28 protein-coding genes and 1 pseudogene are annotated in these 22,525 nt (G+C 72.3%); 18 read left to right on the plus strand and 11 right to left on the minus strand.

The genetic code is table 11. The annotated features are described in order from the left end of the window. Positions 1-56 precede the first annotated feature (56 nt). Positions 57-2,117 (minus strand): SpoIIE family protein phosphatase, encoded by a 2,061-nt coding sequence (locus AB0D99_RS10345; RefSeq protein WP_362358657.1) that lies wholly within the window; start codon positions 2,115-2,117, stop codon positions 57-59. Positions 2,118-2,280: 163 nt separating this feature from the next. Between AB0D99_RS10345 and AB0D99_RS10350 the strand changes: the two genes are divergently transcribed. Continuing rightward, complete coding sequence (locus AB0D99_RS10350; RefSeq protein ID WP_362358659.1) at positions 2,281-4,209, plus strand: cellulase family glycosylhydrolase; 1,929 nt, start codon at positions 2,281-2,283, stop codon at positions 4,207-4,209. A 3-nt stretch (positions 4,210-4,212) separates the two neighbouring features. Here the strand turns inward: AB0D99_RS10350 and AB0D99_RS10355 are convergent, their stop codons facing one another. Beyond that, a complete protein-coding gene (locus tag AB0D99_RS10355) occupies positions 4,213-5,418 on the minus strand; it encodes an amino acid aminotransferase (RefSeq protein ID WP_362358661.1) in 1,206 nt (401 codons plus the stop codon). Continuing rightward, positions 5,411-6,376, minus strand: coding sequence for a DMT family transporter (locus tag AB0D99_RS10360; RefSeq protein ID WP_362358663.1), 966 nt, complete (start codon positions 6,374-6,376; stop codon positions 5,411-5,413). Before AB0D99_RS10360 ends, AB0D99_RS10355 begins: the two co-directional genes overlap by 8 nt. 131 nt (positions 6,377-6,507) lie before the next feature. On the opposite strand from AB0D99_RS10360, the gene AB0D99_RS10365 reads away from it, so the two are divergent. Further along, positions 6,508-6,990, plus strand: coding sequence for an Lrp/AsnC family transcriptional regulator (locus tag AB0D99_RS10365; RefSeq protein ID WP_362358665.1), 483 nt, complete (start codon positions 6,508-6,510; stop codon positions 6,988-6,990). 40 nt (positions 6,991-7,030) lie between these two features. Here the strand turns inward: AB0D99_RS10365 and AB0D99_RS10370 are convergent, their stop codons facing one another. The 4 genes from AB0D99_RS10370 to AB0D99_RS10385 all read right to left on the minus strand — a co-directional run bounded on the left by AB0D99_RS10370 (position 7,031) and on the right by AB0D99_RS10385 (position 10,651). Further along, positions 7,031-7,594 carry a tellurite resistance TerB family protein gene (locus AB0D99_RS10370; RefSeq protein WP_362358667.1) on the minus strand — a complete coding sequence of 188 codons (564 nt, stop codon included), beginning with the start codon at positions 7,592-7,594 and terminating at the stop codon, positions 7,031-7,033. Positions 7,595-7,689: 95 nt separating this feature from the next. After that, a complete protein-coding gene (locus AB0D99_RS10375) occupies positions 7,690-8,214 on the minus strand; it encodes an O-acetyl-ADP-ribose deacetylase (RefSeq protein WP_362358669.1) in 525 nt (174 codons plus the stop codon). Between the two features lie 115 nt (positions 8,215-8,329). Then, positions 8,330-9,751, minus strand: a complete 1,422-nt coding sequence (locus tag AB0D99_RS10380) for an NAD(P)/FAD-dependent oxidoreductase (protein WP_362358671.1) — start codon at positions 9,749-9,751, stop codon at positions 8,330-8,332. Between the two features lie 63 nt (positions 9,752-9,814). After that, on the minus strand, positions 9,815-10,651 hold the full coding sequence (locus AB0D99_RS10385) for an inositol monophosphatase family protein (protein WP_362358673.1): 837 nt from the start codon (positions 10,649-10,651) through the stop codon (positions 9,815-9,817). A gap of 120 nt (positions 10,652-10,771) precedes the next feature. Here AB0D99_RS10385 and AB0D99_RS10390 point away from each other — a divergent pair, with 120 nt between their 5' ends. Continuing rightward, entirely contained in the window at positions 10,772-11,827 is a 1,056-nt protein-coding gene (locus AB0D99_RS10390) for a biotin/lipoate A/B protein ligase family protein (protein WP_362358675.1), read from the plus strand. Positions 11,828-11,867: 40 nt separating this feature from the next. Here the strand turns inward: AB0D99_RS10390 and AB0D99_RS10395 are convergent, their stop codons facing one another. The 4 genes and pseudogenes from AB0D99_RS10395 to AB0D99_RS10410 all read right to left on the minus strand — a co-directional run bounded on the left by AB0D99_RS10395 (position 11,868) and on the right by AB0D99_RS10410 (position 14,944). Next, the gene (locus AB0D99_RS10395) at positions 11,868-13,298 is read right to left on the minus strand and encodes an amidase (RefSeq protein WP_362358677.1); all 1,431 of its coding nucleotides are present in this window, start codon (positions 13,296-13,298) and stop codon (positions 11,868-11,870) included. Positions 13,299-13,331: 33 nt separating this feature from the next. Then, positions 13,332-14,042, minus strand: a pseudogene (locus tag AB0D99_RS10400) (cytosine permease); the annotation flags it as partial. A 47-nt stretch (positions 14,043-14,089) separates the two neighbouring features. Continuing rightward, entirely contained in the window at positions 14,090-14,353 is a 264-nt protein-coding gene (locus AB0D99_RS10405; RefSeq protein WP_362358679.1) for a hypothetical protein, read from the minus strand. Positions 14,354-14,539: 186 nt separating this feature from the next. Beyond that, the gene (locus AB0D99_RS10410; protein WP_362358681.1) at positions 14,540-14,944 is read right to left on the minus strand and encodes a helix-turn-helix transcriptional regulator; all 405 of its coding nucleotides are present in this window, start codon (positions 14,942-14,944) and stop codon (positions 14,540-14,542) included. Positions 14,945-15,323: 379 nt separating this feature from the next. On the opposite strand from AB0D99_RS10410, the gene AB0D99_RS10415 reads away from it, so the two are divergent. From AB0D99_RS10415 to AB0D99_RS10485, 15 genes are all read left to right on the plus strand, one after another. Next, positions 15,324-15,515: a hypothetical protein gene (locus AB0D99_RS10415; protein WP_362358683.1), complete on the plus strand. Its 192-nt coding sequence runs from the start codon at positions 15,324-15,326 to the stop codon at positions 15,513-15,515. After that, entirely contained in the window at positions 15,512-15,700 is a 189-nt protein-coding gene (locus tag AB0D99_RS10420; protein WP_362358685.1) for a hypothetical protein, read from the plus strand. Before AB0D99_RS10415 ends, AB0D99_RS10420 begins: the two co-directional genes overlap by 4 nt. Before the next feature lie 83 nt (positions 15,701-15,783). Beyond that, a complete protein-coding gene (locus AB0D99_RS10425) occupies positions 15,784-16,113 on the plus strand; it encodes a hypothetical protein (RefSeq protein ID WP_362358687.1) in 330 nt (109 codons plus the stop codon). Then, complete coding sequence (locus AB0D99_RS10430; RefSeq protein WP_362358689.1) at positions 16,110-16,604, plus strand: hypothetical protein; 495 nt, start codon at positions 16,110-16,112, stop codon at positions 16,602-16,604. The genes AB0D99_RS10425 and AB0D99_RS10430 overlap by 4 nt, the downstream gene beginning before the upstream one ends. Beyond that, complete coding sequence (locus AB0D99_RS10435) at positions 16,601-16,951, plus strand: hypothetical protein (protein ID WP_362358691.1); 351 nt, start codon at positions 16,601-16,603, stop codon at positions 16,949-16,951. Before AB0D99_RS10430 ends, AB0D99_RS10435 begins: the two co-directional genes overlap by 4 nt. Further along, the gene (locus tag AB0D99_RS10440) at positions 16,948-17,193 is read left to right on the plus strand and encodes a hypothetical protein (RefSeq protein ID WP_362358693.1); all 246 of its coding nucleotides are present in this window, start codon (positions 16,948-16,950) and stop codon (positions 17,191-17,193) included. The genes AB0D99_RS10435 and AB0D99_RS10440 overlap by 4 nt, the downstream gene beginning before the upstream one ends. Next, positions 17,190-18,020: a hypothetical protein gene (locus AB0D99_RS10445; protein WP_362358695.1), complete on the plus strand. Its 831-nt coding sequence runs from the start codon at positions 17,190-17,192 to the stop codon at positions 18,018-18,020. The genes AB0D99_RS10440 and AB0D99_RS10445 overlap by 4 nt, the downstream gene beginning before the upstream one ends. 2 nt (positions 18,021-18,022) lie before the next feature. Next, a complete protein-coding gene (locus tag AB0D99_RS10450) occupies positions 18,023-19,042 on the plus strand; it encodes a hypothetical protein (RefSeq protein WP_362358697.1) in 1,020 nt (339 codons plus the stop codon). Continuing rightward, on the plus strand, positions 19,039-19,752 hold the full coding sequence (locus AB0D99_RS10455) for a 3'-5' exonuclease (RefSeq protein WP_362358699.1): 714 nt from the start codon (positions 19,039-19,041) through the stop codon (positions 19,750-19,752). The genes AB0D99_RS10450 and AB0D99_RS10455 overlap by 4 nt, the downstream gene beginning before the upstream one ends. A 1-nt stretch (position 19,753) precedes the next feature. After that, entirely contained in the window at positions 19,754-20,071 is a 318-nt protein-coding gene (locus tag AB0D99_RS10460; RefSeq protein ID WP_362358701.1) for a hypothetical protein, read from the plus strand. Next, a complete protein-coding gene (locus AB0D99_RS10465) occupies positions 20,068-20,694 on the plus strand; it encodes a hypothetical protein (protein ID WP_362358703.1) in 627 nt (208 codons plus the stop codon). Before AB0D99_RS10460 ends, AB0D99_RS10465 begins: the two co-directional genes overlap by 4 nt. Beyond that, positions 20,691-21,533, plus strand: a complete 843-nt coding sequence (locus AB0D99_RS10470; RefSeq protein WP_362358705.1) for a hypothetical protein — start codon at positions 20,691-20,693, stop codon at positions 21,531-21,533. The genes AB0D99_RS10465 and AB0D99_RS10470 overlap by 4 nt, the downstream gene beginning before the upstream one ends. Next, positions 21,530-21,817 (plus strand): WhiB family transcriptional regulator, encoded by a 288-nt coding sequence (locus AB0D99_RS10475; protein WP_362358707.1) that lies wholly within the window; start codon positions 21,530-21,532, stop codon positions 21,815-21,817. Before AB0D99_RS10470 ends, AB0D99_RS10475 begins: the two co-directional genes overlap by 4 nt. Further along, positions 21,814-22,026: a hypothetical protein gene (locus AB0D99_RS10480; protein ID WP_362358709.1), complete on the plus strand. Its 213-nt coding sequence runs from the start codon at positions 21,814-21,816 to the stop codon at positions 22,024-22,026. The genes AB0D99_RS10475 and AB0D99_RS10480 overlap by 4 nt, the downstream gene beginning before the upstream one ends. Then, positions 22,026-22,463: a hypothetical protein gene (locus AB0D99_RS10485; RefSeq protein ID WP_362358711.1), complete on the plus strand. Its 438-nt coding sequence runs from the start codon at positions 22,026-22,028 to the stop codon at positions 22,461-22,463. The genes AB0D99_RS10480 and AB0D99_RS10485 overlap by 1 nt, the downstream gene beginning before the upstream one ends. Positions 22,464-22,525 lie beyond the last annotated feature (62 nt).

Below are 22,525 nucleotides of genomic sequence, written 5' to 3' on the forward strand. Positions count from 1 at the left end.
CCCGGCCGTCGGCGCAGGGGCCGGAGCCGCCGTCGGCGCAGGGGCCGGAGCCGCCGTCAGCGCAGGGGCGTACGGGCCAGGAGCACGGCCACGTCGTCCGCCGGGGCGCACGGCAGCAGTTGCGTGAGGATCGCGTCGCAGAGCTGGCTGAGCGGCTGCTCGATGTGCAGCAGCGCCTGGGCGAGCTGGTCCATGCCCTGGTCGAGGTCCCGGTCCCTCGCCTCGATGAGGCCGTCCGTGTACAGCACGAGCAGGCTTCCCGGCGGGAGCCGCAGCTCCTCGGTGCGGAAGTCCTGACCTCCGGTGCCGAGGGGGGTGCCGGGCGGGCCCTCCAGAAAGGTGATCGCGCCGTCCGCCGTGGCCACGGCGGGTGGGGGGTGGCCGGCCCGGGCGATGACGACCCCGCCGGTGGCCGGGTCGTGGACGGCGTAGACACAGGTCGCCATCTCGTCCTCGCCCAGGTCGGCGACGGCCGCGTCGAGGGAGCGCAGCAGTTGGGCGGGCGGCACGCCGTGCCGGGCGAGGGTGCGTACGGCGGTACGGAGCTGTCCCATGACGGCCGCGGCGTGGATGCCGTGCCCCATGACGTCGCCGATGACGAGACCCGTCCGGCCTTCGGGAAGGGCGATGACGTCGAACCAGTCGCCACCCACGTCGTGGTCGCTCGCGGGGAGGTAGCGGCCGGTGAGCTCCAGGCCGTCGACCTTGGGCAGGGCGCTGTTGGTCAGGCTGCGCTGCAGGGTGAGGGCGGCCTCGCGCTGGGTGGTGTACATCCGGGCGTTGTCGATGTTCAGGGCCGCGCGGGCGACGAGTTCGTCGATGAGGACGCAGTCCTGCTCGTCGAAGGGTTCGCGCTCGTTGAGGCGGGTCACGCTGACGGCGCCGAGCACCTTGCCGCGGGCGACGAGCGGGACGATGCGCGCGGAGCCGATGCTGGACGCGAAGTACGCCTTGAGGGGGTCGGTGCGGGGGTCGGGGAAGAGCGCCGGGAGGTCGGAGTGGTAGAGGTTCATCGGCCGGGCGTCGGTGATGACCTGCTCGTACACGGTGCCGAGCGGGATCTGGAAGGTCTGTCCCGGGACGAGCAGGGCGGTGGGCGCGGTCGGGTCGGGGAAGACGGCGGCGAGCCGGCGCAGCAGGCCATGGCTGGAGGCGCCCGCCTCGTCGGGTTCGATGACGCTCTCCAGCATCTGCACGTCGGCGGAGTCGGCGAGCTGCGGCACCAGAAGCTGGACGATCTCCTCGGCGGTCTGGCGCAGGTCGAGGGTGGTGCCGATCCGGGTGCCCGCCTCCGAGAGGAGGGCGAAGCGGCGGCGGGCCCGTTCTGCCTCGACCAGCGCCCGCTGCCCCTCGGTGATGTCGATGAGGGAGGCGATCAGGCCGAGCCGTCGCCCCGATCCGTCGAGGAGGGGGGCGTAGGAGCAGGACCAGGTCCGGTCGTGGTCGGGGTCGGCGGAGGTCCGGCCGGTGCGGCGGACGTCGACGACGGCCTCGCCCCGTTCGAGGACCTGTCGCATGGTCGCTTCCAGGGCGACGGCGTTGACGCCGGGCACCACCTCGGTCAGCCGCTTGCCCAGGTGTTCTTCGGCGGAGGCTCCGTTCATCCGCGCGAGGGCGTCGTTGACCCGGAGGAACCGCAGGTCGGGGCCGAGAGTGGCCAGCCCGATGGGCGATTGGGTGAAGAGGCTCTGGAGGGCGGCGAGCGAGTCCCGCATCCGCAGGACCTCGGAGGTCTCCACGGCGATGAGCATCGCGCCGGGCCGCCCCTGGGGATCGATCTCGGGGACGATCCACATCTCCATGGTGATCTGGTGGCCGTCGCGGTGGCGCACGGGAAGGGTGCCGACGACGGTCTCGCCGGACTGGACACGGCGGGTCAGCTGGTCGGCGAGTTCCCGGTTGGCGTCGGGGACCAGAATGGGTGACGCGGGGCGGCCGAGGACGTCCTCGGGGCGGTGGCCGAGCAGGTCCTGTGCGGCAAGCGACCACTCCACGACGCAGCCGTCCGCGTCCTCCCGCCACAGGGCGATCGGCAGCAGTTCGCGGAGGACACCCGCGTATCCGATGGCCGCCGGTGGCCGTTCCGGCGTCTCGCTCGGCGACTGAAAAGTGTCCAACGCTTCGACCTAACCCCGGGGGGTGGCTTCCTTCCTCATCACCCTATCCGAGCCGTCGGAACGGGGCGCTGTGGCACCACTCCGTACAGTGTGGGTTCCCCTCCAACCGACTCGCCGGTAACTTTGCGCGCGCCCACTCCCCCACTGTCATGGCAGGTGCGAGATGCAGAGCGTGTTACGCGTGGTCCGTGGCCTCCTTCTGGTCGGCGTCCTGCTGGTGCCGGCCCTGCCGGGCGCGGCGGCGCGGGCCGCTCCTCTCCGGCCCGCGGCCGCGGCGGACCGGACGGACACAGCCGCCGCCTGGACCCCGCCGCTGTCCACCCGCGGGCGCCATGTGGTCGACGCCCACGGCAACCGGTTCCGGCTGCGGTCCGGCAACTGGGACGGCGCCCAGGGTTCCTGGAACGGCTCGGGCGACATCGCCGACCCGGCCGGCCACCACGCCGGGCAGCCTTCCCACGGCATCCCCCTCGGCCTGGACCGCACCCCGCTTCCCAGGCTCCTCGCCGACTTCCACGCCCTCGGTCTGAACAGCATCCGGCTCCCCTTCTCCAACGAGATGCTGCGGGCGACGGCCCCCGTGCCGGACGGTGCCGTCGCGGCCAATCCGGCCCTGCGCGGAAAGACCCCGCTCCAGGTCTTCGACGCCGTCGTCGCCGCCCTCACCGCCGACGGCTTCGCCGTCATCCTCAACAACCACACCGTGACGACCCGCTGGTGCTGCGGCGTCGACGGCAACGAGCGCTGGAACAGCAGCGGGCAGTCCACCGCCCGGTGGGCCGACGACTGGGTCTTCATGGCGAAGCGGTACCGGGCCGACCCGCGCGTGGTCGGCGCCGACCTGTACAACGAGGTCCGCCGCGACGTCTGGGACGACCCGAACTGGGGCATGGGCGACAACCACGACTGGCATGCGGCCGCACAGGAGGCCGGCGACCGCATCCTCGCCGAGGCCAACCCGAACCTGCTGATCGTGGTCGAGGGCATCAACTGGCAGGGCATTCCGGTGGACGGCTTCCCGCACGGCCGCCCCACCCTCACCCCGGTCCGCACCCTCTCGCACACCCTGGTGGTGTCGGGCAAGCTCGTCTACTCGGCCCATTTCTACGGCTACACCGGCCCGAACCACAGCGGCGCCACGGGCATCGGCGAGACCAGCGACCCCCGCTACCAGGACCTCGGTCGCGAACGTCTCCGCCAGGTCGTCCACGACCAGGCGCTCTACGTCTCCGCCGAGACCGGTCAGCACTTCACGGCACCGGTGTGGATCAGCGAGTTCGGCATCGGTGCCGACGAGACGAACGGCCGCCCGCGCGACTGGTTCCGCGACCTGACCGAACTGCTCACCGACGCCGACGTGGACTACGCGTACTGGCCGCTCGTCGGCTGGAGCGGCGGCGGTGGCGGGGACAGCTGGGCGCTGCTCCGGTACGACGCAGAGGGCCGGCGGACCGGGGTCCTGGACGCGGGCGACTGGCGCACCCCGCTCTGGACCGGGCTGACGGACGCACCCGGCCGTACCGGAGCCGTACCCGCCACACCCGCCTGGTACCAGCTGACGACCGATCACCGCGACCACAACGCCTCACTGCGCGTGCGGGCCGGCGGGGACTGGGACAGCGGCGCCCGCAAAGCCGTCTGCCCCGACGGCGCGCGGCTGGCCGGGCTGAGCCACACCGGGGGCCGCGGGCTGTGCGCGGGCTCCGCGCTGCGGGCCGGGACCGGCGGCCACACGGTCGTCCGTGACGAGTCGCATGTCCCGGCGGGCGGCGACTGGGCCGGCGGCTACACGAAGTTCCAGTGTCCGGCCGGGCAGTTCCTCATCGGCCACAGCGTGCGCGGCGAGCGGGTCTCCGCCGCCCTGTGCGCCCCGGCCCGGACGGCGCTCCCGGCGAGCGGCGGCCGGACGGTCTGGTTCGACCGGGGTGACAACCGGCCGGCGGGCTCGCCCGGTGGGGAGTACGCGAGCGGCCACTACAAGGGCCAGTGCCTGCCCACCGAGTACGCGGCGGGCATCGCCTTCACCACCCGGTTCGGCGCTCGGCCCTCCCCGGCCGCCCTGCTGTGCCGCCCGGCTCCCCCGGGGGCGTGACGGTCAGACGGCCGACATGGCGCGGGGCGTCTCCAGGACGGCGGCGATGCCCTGCGCCAGGTACGGGATCCGGTGCGCGGAGACACCCGCGATGTTGATGCGGCCCGTGGTCGTGCCGTAGATGCCGAACCGCTCGCGCAGCAGGCCCATCCGTCCGGGTGTGAGGGGCAGCATCGAGAACATGCCCTTCTGCCGCGCGAGGGAGTCCGCCTGCGTCTCCTGGCCGAGCGCGCGGAGATGGGCGACGAGGTCGGCGCGGTTGGCCGTGATGCGGTGACGCATCCCGTCGAGTTCCGCGAGCCACATGGCCCGCAGCCGCTCGTCCTCCAGGACGGTGGCGACGACGGCGGCGCCGTGCTCGGGCGGCATCGAATACAGGGTGCGCGCGGCGTTCTGGAGCGCCGTCTCGACGTGCGTCAGCGCCGTGCCGGACGAGCCCACGACCATGGCGCACCCGGTGCGGTCGCTGTACAGGCCGAAGTTCTTGGAGCAGCTGACGGCGATCAGCACCTCGGGCAGCCGCTCGGCCAGCATCCGGGTGGCCCACAGATCGGCGGCGAGGCCGTCGCCGAGCCCGTGGTACGCGAGGTCGACGAAGGGGATCCAGCCGTTGGTGGCGGCGAGTGCGGCCAGCTCCTCCCAGGTCTCGGAGGAGGGGTCGACTCCGGTGGGGTTGTGGCAGCAGCCCTGGAGCAGGACGACGTCGTCACGGCGGGCGGAGGCCAGGTCGTCGAGCACGGCGGCGGTGTCCGGCAGACCTGTGGGGTCGAGCCGCCCGTACGTCCGGACCCGGAGGCCGGCTCCTTCCAGGATGGGGCGGTGGTTGACGTAGGCGGGGTCGCTGATCCACACCGTGGTGCCCGGGCGGGTCCGGCTCACGAGGTCGGCCAGCAGGCGCAGGGCTCCGGTGCCCGCGACGGTCTGGACGGCCGTCGCCCGGGCGGTCAGGGCGTCGGTGCCGAGGACCGTGGAGAGCATGGCGCGGTTGAAGGCGGTGTTGCCGGAGAGCCCGCGGTACTCCTTGGACGCGGAGCGTTCCGCCAGGCGTATCTCGGCCTCCCTGACGGCCGCCATCACGGGGGTGACCCCCGTGTGGTCGCGGTAGACGCCGAGGACGAGGTTCAGGCGCTCGGGGCGCGGATCGGCGGCGAACTCGGCGGCGAGGTCCCACAGCGGGTCCACGGGCGGGGCGGACAGAAGCTCAAGCATGGGCGGAGACCTTGGATCGGGGGCGCCGGTTGGCGAGCGCGACGCCGAGGGTGATGAGGGGCACGCCGACCAGGACGGGGAGGGTCGGCGACTCGTCGAGGAGGGGGACGGCCAGCAGGACGACGGCGACCGGGCTGAGACTGCCGACGACCGAGCTGCGCTCCGGTCCCAGCCGGCGGATCGCGAACGCGTACAGCAGTCCGGCGCACAGGCCGACGCCGAGCCCCTGGACCACGAGGAACAGCGCGATGTCGGAACCGGCCGCGTGGGCCATTCCGGTCGGGAGGACCCCGGTCAGGGTCAGCAGCGCGATGACGACGAAGGAGGGCAGGCAGAGCAGTCCGATGGACCCGACGGGGTCGAGGTCCACTTCGCGCAGGCCCACGGTGTAGAGGGCCCACAGGCCGCTGGCGACGAGGAGGGTTCCCACGCCGAGCAGCGCGTCCCCGTCCAGCGCCGTCGTGTGGCGCCACACCAGCGCCACGACACCGGCGACGATCAGCGCGAGCCCGGCCGTCTGCGTGCCGCGCGGGACGCTCTTTCCGCCCGCGACCATGAGGGCGGAGACGAAGAGCGGGACCATGCCGGGGACGATCGCCCCGACGAAGGCGGCCGAGGTCAGCGAACCGCCGTACATGGCGGCGAGGAAGAACGGGACCCCGGCGCCACAGATGATCTTGATCGCGGGTCCGGGGCGGACCGCGGCGAGCCGGTGCCTGCGCCGCCACAGGGCGGGCGCGAGGACCACGAGGGGGACGCCGAAACGCAGCAGGGCCGCGTCGGCGGGCAGCAGTGTGGAGGCGCTCAGCGCGCGGGCGCTGAGGGCGAAGGCGGCCCAGATGGCCACGGTGAGCAGCAGGGCCGTGAAGCCCACGGCCTGCGGCGAGAGCGGCCCGGTCCGGCCGGTGCCACGTGCCGCCTCGACGGGCGGTGCCGCCGCCGTTCGTATCCCACCCACCGAAGAGTCCTCCTGCTCACGCCGCTACGACAAGCAACGGTAGAGCTTTCGGCGGGGCAGCCGATTGCCAGTTCTGCCCTCCATCCCTAGCGTGGGGGCAGAATCTGCCAAGGATCGACGAAGGAGTAGCGGTGGACGCGGTGGACCTGCAGATCATCCACGAGTTGCAGCAGGACGGCCGGCTGTCCAATCAGGATCTCGCCGACCGGATCAGGCTGTCCCCCTCGCCGTGCCTGCGCCGGGTGCGCCGGCTGGAGGAGGCGGGCCTGATCCGCGGCTACACGGCCATGGTGGACCAGGTGGCCTTCGGCCTGCCGATCACCGTCTTCGTACGGATCCGGCTGGAGCGCCACACCGCCGAGGCCGTCAACGTCTTCGAGGAGCACGTCGGGCTCATCGAGCACATCCAGGACTGCTATCTGATGGCGGGCAGCAGCGACTACCTGCTCCGGGTCGTGATCGAGAGCCTGGAGGCGTACGAAGCGCTGGTGCGCAACCGGATCCACGCGATCCCCGGTATCGCCTCGATCGAATCCAGCTTCGCCTTCGGCAGCGTGAAGCAGTCCAGGATCTATCCGCGCCCGACGGCGCCGGGTGGGACCGGCCGGGGCTGAGCCCACCCGGCGCCGTGGCGGCCGCGCACGGCCGCAGGTGTCAGAGGCCGAACTCCTGCGGGGAGACGCCGAGCGTCGCGCAGGCATCCCGGAGGACCTGCTCCTCGGCCGGGGCGATGTAGCCGTCCGCGCCCGCGACGACGAAGCCGGTCTGCACGACCGCCTTGGCCTCCACGGGCTTCTTCGCCGCCTTGGCGATCTCCTGCAGCGCCTCCTGCCGGCCCTGCTGGAAGTTGTACGTCAGCTGGTCGACGTGCTTGTTGAACCGCTGCCGCAGCTGGTCCGGCGGGAAGTTCCGCAGGACGTCGTTCTGCAGGATGAGCGACTCCACGTGCTGCCGCTCCACCGGATCGACCGAGCCGTCGGCGGCCGCGACGAGCGCGCACATGGCCATGCTCGCGTCACGGTAGGCACCGCTCTTGAGCTCGGTCTTGAGCGAGGCGAGCTGGGTCTTGAGCACGCCGACGAGCTGGGCCTTCGATCCTCCGCGCGCCCCCGTGGCCGATCCCGCGTGCGACGGCTGTCCGTGGCCGCCGCTCCGTGCTCCCTGGGCCTGCTGCTGGAGTCCCTTGGCCTGGTCCTTGATCCGGTCCCACATCGCCATCCGTGCCACCTCGGCTAGCCGTTCGTCCACCCGCGCGTGTTCCGCGCGTCCCCCTGGGAACGGCCGCGGGCCCCGTCGAGTTCCCCCGCCGCCGGCTACGGGGCGCCGGCCCGCCGGACGAACGCCTGATACGCCTCCTCGTCGAAGAGGACGAACCTGACCTCCTCGACGCCGGTCTCGGCGCCCCGGACGGTCTCGACGGCGATGCGGGCGCCGTCGTCCATGGGCCACCCGTAGACGCCGGTGGAGATGGCGGGGAACGCCACGGTCCGGGCGCCGAGTTCGTCCGCCACCCGAAGGGACTCGCGGTAGCAGGAGGCCAGGGACTCCGACCGGTCCTCGTCCCGGGACCAGACCGGGCCGACGGTGTGGATCACCCAATCTGCGTCGAGCCGTCCCGCCGTCGTGGCGACCGCCCGGCCGGTGGGGAGGCCCTTGCCGAAGTGGCCGGCGCGCAGTGCGCGGCACTCCGCCAGGATCTCGGGGCCTCCTCTGCGGTGGATGGCGCCGTCGACGCCGCCTCCGCCGAGCAGGGAGGAGTTCGCGGCGTTGACGATGGCGTCGACCCGCTGCTCCGTGATGTCGCCCAGGACGAGGACGAGGGACGGCTGTGTGCTCATGGATCCATGATCGCGCCGCCCCCGCCACGGCGCCCGCGATTTCTCCGCGGAGTGGACCGGGCGGGACGGATGCCGGCGGCGCGGGCCGCGGGGCCACCGGCCCGCCGTACCGTCGTCAGCTCCTCGTCGCGCGCAGCCGCCGCCAGACCGCCTTGGCCGCGTTGTGGCCGGACATCCCGTGCACGCCCGGGCCCGGCGGGGTCGCGGCCGAGCAGAGGAACACCGCCGGGTGCGGGGTGCCGTACGGGCGCGGCGACAGCCTGGGGCGCAGCAGCAGCTGGAGTCCGCGGGCCGCGCCGCAGGCGATGTCACCACCGACGTAGTTGGCGTTGCGGGCGGCGAGTTCGGGCGGTCCGGCCGTGGCGCGGGCGAGGACCAGGTCGCGGAAGCCGGGCGCGAAACGCTCGATCTGGCGCTCCACGGCATCGGTGAGATCGCCGTCCCAGCCGTTCGGCACATGTCCGTAGACCCAGAAGGACTGCTTCCCCTCGGGAGCGCGGCCGGGGTCGACGAGGCTGGGCTGGGCGGTGATGAGGAAGGGCGTGCGGGGGGCCGTCCCTGAGGACGCCTGGTTCAGCGCGGTGCTGATCGCCGCGCTGGTGGGCCCGATCTGGACGGTACCCGCCCTGCGGGGCTCCTCCGCCGTCCACGGCACGGCGCCGTCCAGCGCGTAGTCGATCTTGAAGACGCTCGCGCCGTACCGGTAGTGGTCGTAGTGGTTGCCGAAGCCGGCGATCCTGGCGAGGGCGGTGGGCGAGGTGTCGAAGACGTACGCGCGCGCCGGCGGGAGGTCGTCGAGCCGCTTGACCTCGTAGTCCGTGTGGACCGCGCCGCCCAGGTCCTCCAGATACGCGGTGAGGGCGTCCGAGATCGACTGGGAGCCGCCGCGCGGCATCGGCCAGCCGCCCTCGTGCGCGGCCAGCGCGAAGACGAGACCGACCGCCGAGGTGGCGAACCCGCCCAGCGGGGCGATGACATGACCGACGAGCCCGGCGAACAGGGCGCGCGCCTTCTCGTCCTTGAAGCGGCGCAGGAGCCAGGTCGAGGGGCGCATCCCGTCGAGGCCGAACCGGGCGAGGGTGAGCGGGTCCCGGGGCAGCGCGCTGAACGGCAGGGACATGAAGTCCCGTGCCAGGGTGTCCCACTTGCCGAGGTACGGGGCGACGAGACGGCGGTAGGTCCCGGCGTCGCGTGGCCCGAAGGAGGCCGCGGTCTCGGCGACGGACCGGGAGAGCACGGCGGCGGTGCCGTCGTCCCAGGGATGGGCCATGGGGAGTCGGGGGTGCAGCCATTCGAGGCCGTACCGGTCCAGCGGCATCGTCTTGAAGACGGGTGAGCCGAATCCCAGCGGGTGCACGGCGGAACAGGGGTCGTGCAGGAACCCGGGAAGCGTCAGCTCCTCCGTCCTGGCGCCCCCGCCCACGGTCGACCCGGCCTCGAACACGGCGACGGAGAAGCCTCGTCGGGCCAGCTCCACCGCGGCGGTCAGTCCGTTGGGTCCCGCCCCCACGACGACGGCATCGAGCATCGACGGCACCTTCGGACTCCTTCGTCAGCCGATGGCCAAGGCTCTCAGGATATTCCCGGGCCCCCGCGGACCTCACTGCCCCCGGAGCAGTGTCCGGATCCGGTCCGCGGTGGCCGCGTCGCGCGCCGCGGTGAAGGGCAGCGCGTTGCCCCCGGTGATGTGGAAGGGCTCGCCCGCGACGGTCGTGTGGGCACCGCCCGCCTCGGCCACCAGAAGCAGTCCGGCCGCGTGGTCCCAGGCGTACTCCCAGCTGAAGGCGGTGGCGTCGAGGACACCCCGGGCCACAGCCAGGTACTCCAGTCCTGCCGACCCGCAGGGGCGCGGACGGACGCCCTCGGTGTCCAGGCCGAGGAGGGCTCGCTTCTGGTCCTCGGTGGTGTAGTCGGGGTGGGAGGTGGCGACCTCCAGGACCGCCCCGGGAGCCGGTGAGCCGGAGCGTATCGGCGCTCCGTCGAGCGTCGCCCCGCGGCCGCGCACGGCGACCGCCATCTCGTCCAGGGCGGGCGCGAACGTCCAGGAGGCGAGCAGTTCACCGCGTCGGGCGAGCGCCACCAGGCTGCAGAACCCCGCTTCTCCGCGCACGAATTGGCGCGTGCCGTCGATGGGGTCGACGATCCAGACCGGGGCGTCCGACCGCAGCGCCTCGTAGACCGTGGGGTCGGCGTGGACGGCCTCCTCGCCGACGACCACGGACCCGGGCAGCAGCGCCGTCAGGGAGGCCGTCAGGTGCTCCTCCGCGGCCCGGTCGGCGACCGTCACCAGGTCGTAGGGTCCGTTCTTCTCGACGATCTCGTGCGCGGCGAGCCGACGGAAGCGCGGCGTGATCTCGGCCGCGGCGGCCTTGCGGACCGCCTCCTCCACCTCGGTCGTACCGCCGGCGAGGACGTGGTCAAGGAAGTCATCGATCATGCGTCCAGCTAAGCACGTCGGGCTGACAGGCCGACCGTCCGTCCCTTAACCCTCCGTTTCCCCGCGGAGTACGCTTTGGACCGGTTCACCCCCTACGGGAATCGGGGAGAGGGAGGGTCCGTGCACGGCGAGTACAAGGTTCCCGGCGGCAAGCTGGTGGTCGTCGATCTGGAGACACGGGACGGCGTCCTCGCGGACGTCCGGGTCGCGGGCGACTTCTTCCTTGAGCCCGACGAGGCGATCCTCGCCATCGACCGCGCCCTGGAGGGCGCGCCCGCCGACACCGACGCGTCGGGGCTCGCGGCCAGGATCGACGCGGCGCTGCCCCCGGGCACGCAGATGTACGGGCTGACCACGGAGGGCATCGGCGTCGCGGTGCGCCGGGCCCTGGCCCACGCGACGGACTGGACCGACTACGACTGGCAGCTGGTCCACGAGCCGCCGCGCTCCCCCGCCCTGCACATGGCACTGGACGAGGTCCTCACCGCCGAGGTCGCGGCGGGCCGCCGCCCGCCGACCCTGCGGGTCTGGGAATGGGGCGCGCCGGCCGTCGTGATCGGCAGTTTCCAGTCCTTGCGCAACGAGGTCGACCCGGAGGCGGCCGAGCGCCACGGCTTCCAGGTCGTACGCCGGATCAGCGGCGGCGGCGCGATGTTCATCGAACCGGGCAACACCATCACGTACTCGTTGTCGGTGCCCGACGCGCTGGTCCAGGGCCTTTCCTTCACCGACAGCTACGCCTATCTCGACGACTGGGTGCTCGGCGCGCTCGGCGACATGGGGGTCAAGGCGTGGTACCAGCCGCTGAACGACATCGCCACGGACGCCGGGAAGATCGCGGGCGCGGCGCAGAAGCGGATGGTGACGGGCGAGGGCGCGGTCCTGCACCACGTGACGATGGCGTACGACATCGACGCCGACAAGATGACGGACGTGCTGCGCATCGGCCGCGAGAAGCTCTCCGACAAGGGGACGAGGAGCGCGAGGAAGCGGGTGGATCCGCTGCGCCGTCAGACGGGTCTGCCGCGCGAGGCGGTGATCGAGCGGATGATCGGCTCCTTCCGTGACCGTTACGGGCTGACGGACGGCCTGGTGACGGCCGAGGAGATGGCGAGGGCGGAGGAACTGGTGGCGGCCAAGTTCGGCACGCGGGAGTGGACCGCGCGGGTTCCGTAGCGGCCCGCCCGTCCGCTGCCGGCCGGAGCTCGGCCGGCTCTCACTCGGCTGAGGTCGGCCCGCCCTGCCGCACCGGCTCCGGCGGGCGGTGGGCGAACCACTCGCGGTCGTCCTCCAGTTGGGCCGCGAGCGAGATCAGCAGCGGTTCGCTGCCCGCCGGGCCGAGGAGCTGAGCGCCGACCGGGAGGCCGTCCGGGGTGAACCCCGCGGGGACGTTCACGCCGGGCCAGCCGAGGACGTTCCACGGCCAGGCGTAGGGGCAGGCGGACGCCATGGTCAGGTCGGTGCGCCAGGCGGGCATCGCGTCGAAGGTGCCGATCCGGGGCGGCGGCACGGCCGTCGTGGGGGTGAGCAGGACGTCGTAGGTGTCGAAGAGGGCACCGATCCTGCGGTGGTGGTGGATCTCGCGGGCCCGGGCGGCCCGCAGGAGGCGGCCGCCGAGGAGGCGACCCGTGCGGGTGGCGCTGCGGGTACGGGGGTCGAGCAGCGCGGGCTCGGGGTGCCGGTCGGCGTACTCGGCGATCCCGGCGGTCGCGCGCGGCAGGAAGCTCAACCCGATGCGTCCGTAGCGCGGGCGCGCCTCCTCCACGGTGTGACCGAGGCCGGCGAGCGCTTCGGCGAGGTCGGCGACGGACCGGCGCACGCTCGCGTCGAGGGGGTTGTACGTGGCGGTGAAGGGGGCCCGCCAGGCGAGCGCGACGCGCAGCCGCCCGGGGTCGCGGCGGGCGGCGCCCGAGGCGTCGACGGCGGTCGGCCGGAATCTGTCTCCCGGGTGCGGCCCGGCGACCGCGTCGAGGAGCAGCGCGGCGTCGCGGACGGTCCTGGCGAGCGGACCGTTGACGGTCAGGCCCTGGAAGCAGTCGTCGTACGGATGGACGGAGACGCGGCCCCGCTGTGGCTTGATGCCGACGAGATGGGTCCAGGCGGCCGGTATCCGGATGGAGCCGGCGCCGTCGGAGCCGAGCGCGGCGGGCACGATTCCGGCGGCGACGGCCGCCGCGGATCCCCCCGACGATCCGCCGGGGGTGTGGCCGGTGTTCCACGGATTGCGGGTGGCGCCGAAGGCGGGGCCTTCGGTGAACGGCCACTGGCCCAGTTCGCAGGCGTTGGTCTTGCCGACGATCACCGCTCCGGCGGCCCGCAGCCGGCGTACGGCCTCGCCGTCCTCGGCGGCGTCGGGGATGTCCCCGGCGCAGCCGAAGCGGGTGGGGAGTCCGGCGACGTCGGTGTCGTCCTTGACGGCGATCGGTACGCCGAGCAGCGGCAGCCTCTCCCCCGCGGCGAGCCTGCGGTCGGCCTCCGCCGCCTCGGCGAGCGCGGCCTCCGGTCGGGTGCACCGGAAGGCGTTGAGCGTGGGCTGCGTGGCCTCGATCCGGTCGAGCGTGGCCTGGACGAGGGCGGTCGAGGTCACCGTTCCGTCCCCCAACCGCCCTGCCTGTTCGGCCAGTCCGGTGTAGTCGACCGTGGTCACGGCAGCCCCTTCGTCTCGTCGGCTGCCGGAACCCTACTGGAGCGTAACTTCCCTGTCACCACTCTTCCGGCGCCCCGCCATGAGGGCCGTGTAGAGCAGCAGCGCGGCGGCGAGACCCACCGCCCAGCCGTAGTCGGCGAGCGGTTTCAGGAAGGGGACGAGTCCGTCCTCGGGGAAGGGGCCCTTGCCGGGCGCGGAGTGGGAGCCGCCGATCGCCAGGACACCGCCCACGACGAAGGCGAGCACCGCGGCGGGGTTCCAGCCGCCCGCGTACCAGTAGGGCCCGTCCGGCCGGTACAGGCCGGCCAGGTCCAGGACGGTCCGGCGGACGATCCAGTAGTCGGCGATGAGGATGCCCGCCACCGTACCGAGCAGTCCGCCGACCAGGCCGAGCCAGGTGAAGATGTAGAGCTCGGGCGTCTCGGTCAGCTTCCACGGCATGATCACCACACCCACGACGCCGGTGATCAGCGCGCCTGTACGGAAGTTCACCACCTTGGGCGCGAGGTTGGCGAGGTCGTACGCCGGCGACACGACGTTCGCCGCGATGTTCACCGAGATCGTGGCGACGAGCACGGTCACCAGGGCGAAGAGCAGCCCGAAGACGTTGTCCGTCCTGGCGGCGAGCGCGACCGGGTCCCAGACGGGAGCCCCGTACACCGCCTGCGAGCCCGAGGTGACGAGGACGGAGAGCAGCGCGAAGAGCGTCATCGTCGTCGGCAGTCCGAATGTGAGGCTAGAACCCATTTAGTGCCCGGCGGTATGCCGGACGCCACCAGGGGGCTGAGAGGTCAGTGAGGGTGAGTCGGCGGTGTCTCATCGTCGGCCCAGTGCTGCTGCCAAAGGCCGGAGCCGATGACGTGTTCCAGGCACTGGTTCATCTCGGTGCGCAGCTCGTCGCTCATCTCGCCCTCGCGGACGCCCCAGACGAAGGAGCCAGGAGCAGTGAGGCCAACGACGCGGTGGCCCTCTGGTAGCAGCTCGGCGGGGACGAACTCGATACGCACAGCGGGGCGCTCGGCGTGCTGCTGTGCGGCTGTTCCTTCGTCGGTCACATGAACCCCCTTGGCGCGGCCTGCTCCGCTCGCTCGTCAGTTCGAATCGAACAGCATATGCAGGCTACCGGATGAGCGCGCCCCCCAGGCGGATCACTCATGCTGCCAGGCCGGACAGCTTTTGACTACACCGCGCACGCGACTATCACGCAGCGTGCATTCCTGGCCCTGGCATATGCCATTCGATTACTCCTGCGGAGCGATCACGTCGAGGAATCGGGCCAGCGCGTCGACCTGTTCCGGCGTCATCCGGTCAGCCCGAGCCAGCAGCGCGCGAGCCTGGCCCGACTCGCCCTTCACCGTGGAGATGCCGAAGAACTGCTCACCCGCTGCAGCCTGGACGACTTCCAGGGCGACTTCGAGGCCGGCGGCGAGGCCGACGAGCATTCGGAAGTCGGGGGCGATGACGGTCTCACCCGTCTCCAGACGGTGGAGCCATGAGTCCTTGACGACCCGGTCGCCCGTCTCAGGATCGACGCAGCGCTGAGCCAGCTTCACATAGCTGAGCCCCAACTCGGCGCGCCGTCGCTTCAGTAGCTCTCTGAGCGCGGGGCGCGGGGCCTCCGCGCGCGGGCGATCTTCGGTAGCCATGAGGCTCATCCTGCCACTCCGTGTCATGTCATGGGCTGTGGGGTGTCCATGGGACCAGTGAGGCGTTTAGCCGCTTCCCCCTGGTAGCGACCGGTCTGCCATCCAAGTCGCTGGACAGAGTGTCCACGCAGTAGGCCGGCGCGCGCTAGGGCGCACGGGGCTTTTGACGAGTTCTGCACACCACCATCCAAGACGCTGGACGCACCGTCCAAGCTATGCAATGCTTCATCCATCCAAGCAGTGCAATGAAACGCCGCACGAGGTGGACATGGCATCCCCTGACCACACGCAAATCCCTCTCTACAAGCTGCTCGACCGGACCCTAATGGCGCGCCTCATGGAGCGCACCGGAACCGGAGCGGCTGTCACCATCCGAGAGTTGGCAGCCCGCGCCGGCGTTCCTCACGGAACGATCGGCAACCTTCTGACCGGAGAACAGGAATCAGTCCTGGAGCCCTCGGCACTCGCGATCTGCGAGGTCATCGGCGTCGACTTCCTGATCCTCTTCGCCCCGCACGGACGCTCCACCCGGCACACCGGCCGGTCCCGGCTGCCGATGGCCGCCCGATGAACGCCTTCAGCATGGCCGCCGCCGAGCAGCGCTTCGGACCGGCCGCCATGGAGGCCATCGAGAAGTCAGTCGCGGCGGCACCGCCGCTGACCGCGGAGCGGCGCGAGCAGATCCGGGCGGTCTTCGCCTCAGCTCGTCCCCGCACCCGTTCGGACAGGAAGGTCCCGGCGCCGCGCGCCGCGTGACCACAGCAAAACGGGGCCACCCCGGACCCTGCACGGTCCGAAAGCAGCCCCTCGGCACCTCACCCCAGAGAAATGAGGACACCGTGAGCACCAACCCTAACTCCCAGCGCAGTGCCGCCACAGCAGTCGCCGAACTCCTGACGGAGAACCCCGAACTCCCCCTCATCGACTGGACGATCAGCGGCTCGGGACACCTCAGCGGAGTAGCCGTCAACGAGCACGCCGACATGCGCGCCATGGTCGACCGGTACGCCGTCGCCCTCGGCGGCCAGCCGTCCGAGTTCCGATACACCAGCACGGATGGGCGGGCGATGTTCTCGTCAACTCTGTTCGTGTCGTGGCGGGATGTTCGGCTCTCCGCGAAGGGCGTGTGCCTGGCTGCCGCTCTGGCCCCGCTGGTGGTGGCGGCATGACGCACTCGCCCACGCCGACGGAGCTGTTGGCCCTGAAGACCGCGAACGCGGCGCTGTTGGAGAGCAACGACTCGTTCTGTGACCTGGTCGCGACTGTCGTGTTCGCGCTGGGCTCGGCGCAGCTGCTCCAGCCCCCGGAGACGGCCGCCGAGCTGGCCGCGCTGCGGGCCCGGGTGACCGAGCTGGAGTCCGAGCACCACACGACGAACGAGGCCCTGTCCGAGGCGGCCGAACAGCTGAGGGCCAACCGCGACCGCATCACCGAGCTGGAGGCGCTGGAGCCCGCGCCGATCCAGGCGTGCCGGACCTGCGGCGCGGGCTACACCTACGGCCAGCCGTGCAGCAACTGCCAGTTCCAGGCCCGCATGGCCGCCGAGCTGGCCGCCCAGCAGCGCCAGCAGGAGGACCCGCACGAGTCCCCGCTGCACCACGACTACGCGGTATCCCGCGACCTGCCCCTCCCCCACCCCACCTCCGGGAGCGCCCTGTGAGCGACGACCGCACGCCCGTCACCGGGCCCATCCCCATCTACGTCGAGACCACCCCGGCCGCCGTCGTCCTCGACATGGCCGCGCTCACCCGCCTCGTCGTCGGCGACGTCCTCGACGCGCTGCTCCACCCCGAGGACACGACCGCGTGGGACCGGCTGCATGAGCTGGCCGACGGCCCGGCCGTGTCGGACGACCGGCTTCCGTACGAGGAGCTCGTCGCCCAGCTGGCCGCCGCCGCGTCGTCGAAGGTCCCGCTGTACGGCACGAAGGCACTGGAACTGGCCGAGCACCTGACCCAGGCCGCCGGGCCGAAGCCGGTCCCGAACCAAGTTCGGAGGGCGTCGTGACCGACGAGCAGGAGAGCCGCCGCGAGTGGCTCCTCACTCAGATCCGCCAGAGCGCCGGCCAGTGGACCACGCTCCGCGCTGAGTCGACGCTCCGCCGGTCCCCGTGGCCGACGTCCGGCCGGAACACCGCGCGGAAGGATCTCCGCGCGCTGGCCGCCCGGGGCGAGCTGACCGTGTGGAACGACTCGACGACCGGCCGCCGCGCCTACACCTCGAACAGCGCGGTGAGGAGGGCGGCATGACCCAGCCCCGCCACGCGCGGGACACCGAGCGGGGTCGCTACTACAGCGACCCCGCCGGGGGCCCCGACCTCGTCTCCGTCACCAACGTACTCGGCACCGGCGTCTCCAAGCCCGCCCTCATCCCCTGGGCCGTCAAGCTCACCGCCGAGTGGGTCCTCGCCCACCGCATCGAGGTCGCCCGCCGCGCGCTCACCGACCGCGAGCAGCTGCTGAAGGACATCAAGGCCGTCCACCGTGACGCACGTGACCGCGCCTCCGACCTCGGCACCCGGGTGCACCACCGCGCCGAGAAGATGGCGCTGCGCGCTCCGTTCGAGGCCGATGCCGAAGTCGACCCGTACGCCCGGCAGCTGGCCGTGTTCTGGGACCGCTGGGGCGTGGACCTCGACGAGCACATCGTCGCCGCCGAGATCACGTTCGTTCACCGCCGCCTCGGCTACGCCGGGACCGGGGACTGCATGGTCTACCTGCCCACCGGGCCGCGCCGGCGCCTGGAGTTGTGGCTCATCGACTACAAGACGTCGGCGACCCGGCCCGCGTCGTCGGTGTACCCGGAGCACGCGCTGCAGCTGGCCGCGCTCCGCTACGCCGAGGCCGTGCTCCTGCCCGACGACACCGACGGCGCCGTGCCGCGGATCGAGCGGGCCGGGATCCTCAACCTCCGTCAGCGGTCCCACGCCCTGGTCCCGATGCCTGCGAACCGGCGCGCTCACCGTGCGTTCCGGGGCGCGCTGGAGACCACGAAGTGGCTGCACCCGGCGGCGACCACGTACCCCGCGCTCCTGCCCCCGGCGGCCGACGCGCGCCTGAACCGAAAGGTAGCCTGATCATGGGTGGCCGCATCATCACCATGCAGCGACAGGCCCGCGAGCTCGGCCGCCTGCGCACCGGCTGGTCCGTCCCCAGCGACAAGCCCAACGGCCGGCCCCGACCGGTCAAGTCCAAGACGTGGGTGGTCACCTCCCACGCCGAGCACTACGTCGAGGCGGCCGCCGCAGCGTGGGGCGGGACCGTTGAGCGCTGGCAGCCGCAGGGCGCGGGAGCCCCGCAGTTCCGAGTCATCACCACCGCCGAGCAGCTCGACGCGCTCCTCCCCCCGGGCGACCCGCTGTCTCAGCACAACGAGATGTGGAACAAGGGCGGCTGTATGCGCCGCTGTGACGGCGAGACCGAGCAGCTCACCCGCCAGCCCTGCATCTGCCTGCAGCAGTTCGGCGAGGAGTGGCACCAGCAGAAGAAGGGCACCGTCTGCTCCGCCACCACCCGCCTGAACGTGATGCTGCCCGACATGCCGGACCTCGGCGTGTGGCGTGCGGAGACGCACTCGTTCTACGCCGCGAACGAGATGGCGGGCACCGTCGACATGGTGCTGTCCGGCACGAACGGGCAGGGTCTCGTCCCGGTGACGCTGCGGATCGAGCCGCGGACCCGGGTTGCCGGTGGGCAGACGAAGCACTTCCCGGTTGTGGTCGTCGAGGTGCGGGGCATCACCCCGCGGCAGGCGCTCGCTGGGCCGCTGCCGACGGCGCTCGCGCTGGACCCGACCGGGTCCCGGGCGGTCGCTGCGATCGAGGCACCGCGCCCGGACTATCTCGCGGACGCCGAGGCCGCGCTCACGGTCGACGACGTGCAGGACGTGTATCGCGACGCGCACGCCGCCGGTCACCTCACTGACGAGCTGGTCGAGAGGTTGAAGGCCCGCGCGGACGAGCTGAAGGCCGAGCAGCAGGCCGAGGACGAGGCGGGCCCGGACGAGGACGGCGCGTACCCGGTCGAGGTCGTCGAGGACGGCTCGGAGCCCGCCGCATGGCCGGCGGTCGCGGCGCCCGGATCGGGGGCCCGCCGATGAGCTGGCACCTCGGCCGCCTGTGCGGCTTCGACCTGGAGACCACCGGCGTCGACGTCGAGGCAGACCGCATCGTCACCGCCTGCGTCGTCCAGTGCGGCGGCAAGCAGCCCACCGTCTCAGCCGACTGGCTCGCCGACCCCGGCATCGACATCCCTGCCGAGGCGGCCGACGTCCACGGCATCAGCACCGAGAAGGCCCGCGCCGACGGCCGCCCGGCCCCGGAGGTCGTCGCCGAAGTCCTCGCCGCCCTCGGCCAGATCATCACCGCCGGAATCCCGGTCGTCGCGATGAACGCCCGCTTCGACCTCACCATGCTCGACCGCGAGGCCGCCCGCTACGGACTGGAGCCGCTGCCCGCCGACTTCCCGGTCGTCGACGTCCTGGTCCTCGACAAACACTACGACCGCTACCGCAAGGGATCCCGCACCCTCACCGCCCTGTGTGAGCGGTACGAGGTCCGCCTCGACAACGCGCACTCCTCGGACGCCGACGCACTCGCCGCCTGCCGCATCGCATGGCGCCTCGGCCAGACCTACCAGCGAATCGGCGAGGCGACGCTCGAAGACCTGCACACCTCGCAGATCACGTGGGCCCGCAAGCAGGCCGAGAGCCTCGCCGCCTACTTCGCCCGGACCCCCGGCAAGGAGCACCAGGCCGCGACCGTCCGCGCCGAGTGGCCCCTCATCCCCCGCCAGAAGAACGGAGCCTGACATGCGACGTCTCTCCCGCCGAGAACTCACCCGCCTGTACGTGAACGCGCTGTCGCAGCGCGACGAGGCCCGCCGCGAGCGCGACGACTCCCGCTCCCTGTGCTCCGCGCAGGCCGCCGAGCTGGGCAAGCTCCACGACCAGCTGACCGCCCGGCCCCCGGCGCCCGCCCGAGTTGGCGACGCGACCGAGCTGGCCCGCGCCAAGGCCACGATCCGGCGGCTCGACGAGCAGCTCCGCGTCATGGAGGCGTCGAACCTGGAGTACTCCCGCCAGGCCATGACCCGCGCTGGGACCGCAACTGAGGCGGCCAGCGCATGACCATCACCCAGACCCCCGCGGCCGGGCTGACCCCCCGCCCGGCCGCGGGCACCAACTGGCCCACCGTGTACGGCCTCGACCTGTCCCTCACATCCACCGGCATCAGCAACGGCACCACCGCCGAAGCCCTCATCCCGAAGAACCTCACCGGGCACGACCGGCTGGAGTTCCACCGCCGCAGCGTCCACGAGCGGATCCCCGACGAGACCAGCCTCGTCGTCATGGAAGGGCCGGCCATGTCCCTCGGCTACCGGCCCGGCGTCGAGGAGATGACCTATCTCCGCGGCCTGGTCAAGCACGACCTGTGGCGCCGCCGGATCCCGCTCGCGATCTGCTACCCGCAGCACCGCATCATCTACGCCACCGGCGTCGCCAACCCGGCCAAGGACTACCCGGCCAGCCAGCGGAAGACCGTCGCGAAGGCCATGGTCCGAAACGCCGTCGTCGAGCGGTACGGGGTGCCGTGCGAGGGCCGCGGCCGGTACGACCAGGCCGACTCCGTGATCCTCGCCGCGATCGGGCTGCACTGGCTCGGCTACCCGCTGGCCGTCCTGCCCGACACCCACCGCCGCGCCCTGGAGGGTGTGGCGTGGCCCGAGCAGATCCCGGCGGTGGCCCGATGAAGATCCGTACCGACGTCGCCGACATGCTCCGCGCTGGGCACTCCGACCGGGCCATCGCCAAGACCCTGCACGTCTGTGACAAGAGCGTGTCCGCAGCTCGCGCCGTACTCGGCCTGCCGAAGGCCCGCCCCGGCCACCCGCCGGCCGAGTCCATGGAGTCGCTGTTCCTCGCCCGCTGCAAGGCAGTCGGCGACGGCCACGCGGAGTGGACCGGCCACATCAGCAACGGCGGCCTCGGCACGTTCCGCTGGCAGGGCCGCCACTGGTCCGCCAACCGGGCCGCGTTCGAGATCCACCACAACCGGCCGCCCGTCGGCTACGCCCTCCCCGGATGCGGTCACCCGCACTGCGTTGCTCCGGCGCACATGCAGGACCGGCCCATGCGGGCCGCGGCCGCCCACGGCCAGGCTGCCCGGGACGTGCCCCCCGAGGACATCGCCGCCATGCTGCTCGCCGGCCACTCCCAGAGCGAGATCATCCGGACCCTGAAGATCGGGGCCAAGACGGTCCGAACCGTCAGGCAGCGCCTCGGCGTTCCTGTGCACAAGCCGGGCCCCGCGCCGATGACGATCGAGGAGTCGTTCCGGCGTCGCGCAACGCCGACCAGTGACGGGCACCTGCTCTGGCCAAGCGACGACCTGCGCATCGCCACCGTGGACGGCGCCTCGCACAGCGCGGCCCGGTACAGCTTCCGCCAGAAGTACGGCCGCAACCCTGTCGGCAACGTGCTCCCCGGCTGCGGCACCCCGCGATGCGTCCACCCCGACCACGTCGAGGACCGGCCGATGCGCGAAGCCCTCGACTCCCAGCTCACGTCGATCTTTGGGAGCGCGCGATGAGCGAGACCCGCGGTATCAGCACCGCCCGCATCCCCAACTGGCGGACGTTCGCCGCCTGCCTCGGCATCGACCCCGAGGCCATGTTCCCGGCCCCCGGAGACATCGCTGGCATCCAGAACGCCAAGCGGATCTGCCACCAGTGCCCGGTGCTCACCAGCTGCCTGAACGACGCCCTCACCTTCGAGCATGGGCGCGGCAAGGACAACCGGCACGGCGTGGCCGGCGGCCTGTCCTCCTCCCAGCGGTACGACCTGTACTCCCGGCACCGCAGGGCCGCCGCGTGAGCGCCGCCGCCGAGGAGCCGCCGCCGGTGCTCCTGGACTGGCGGGACTCCTCGCACTGGTCCCACATCCCGAAGCCGTGCCGGTACTGCGGCCAGGACTCCTACACCCGCGACTCGAAGCGCTCCCCCGCACACAAGACCTGCGCCGAGCAGGCCCTCGCTCAGCAGGCCGCAGACGCGGCCGACGCCTACCGGAAGGACACCCTGTAATGCCGAAGCTCTCCCCTACTCAGGCGCCCGAGGTCAAGCTCGACAGCGCGGCCGCGTCCGTCGAGGCCAGCCTCACCGTTGAGCAGCGCCGCGGCCTGTTCGAGAAGCCCGGGACGACCGTCGTCGCGATCGTCGAGCTCACCTCCAAGCAGTACACCGGCCACGCCGACGGCGAGGAGAAGGAGCCGCAGGTCAAGGTCCGCGTCACGGGATGCGAGGTCGCCCGCTCCGACGCCGAGGCCGCCACCCTCCTGGAGGCCAAGCGCGCGATGTGGAGGGCCCGCCGCATGGACGGAACCCTCGACGAGGTCGGCCCCGGTCCGCGCGACCCGGAGCAGGTCATCGGCGACGCGTTCGCCGAGTACCCCTCCGAGGCCGAGTACCGGGCGCACGAGCGGGCTCGTGAGCAGCGGCGCCGCGACGAGTACGTGCGCTGACCCAGCCCAGCCCGCAAGCCGTACGGGGCGGGCCGACTCCCCCGCCCCGTACACCGCACCAA

The organism is Streptomyces sp. NPDC047971, assembly GCF_040653355.1.
Classification (GTDB): Bacteria; Actinomycetota; Actinomycetes; order Streptomycetales; family Streptomycetaceae; genus Streptomyces.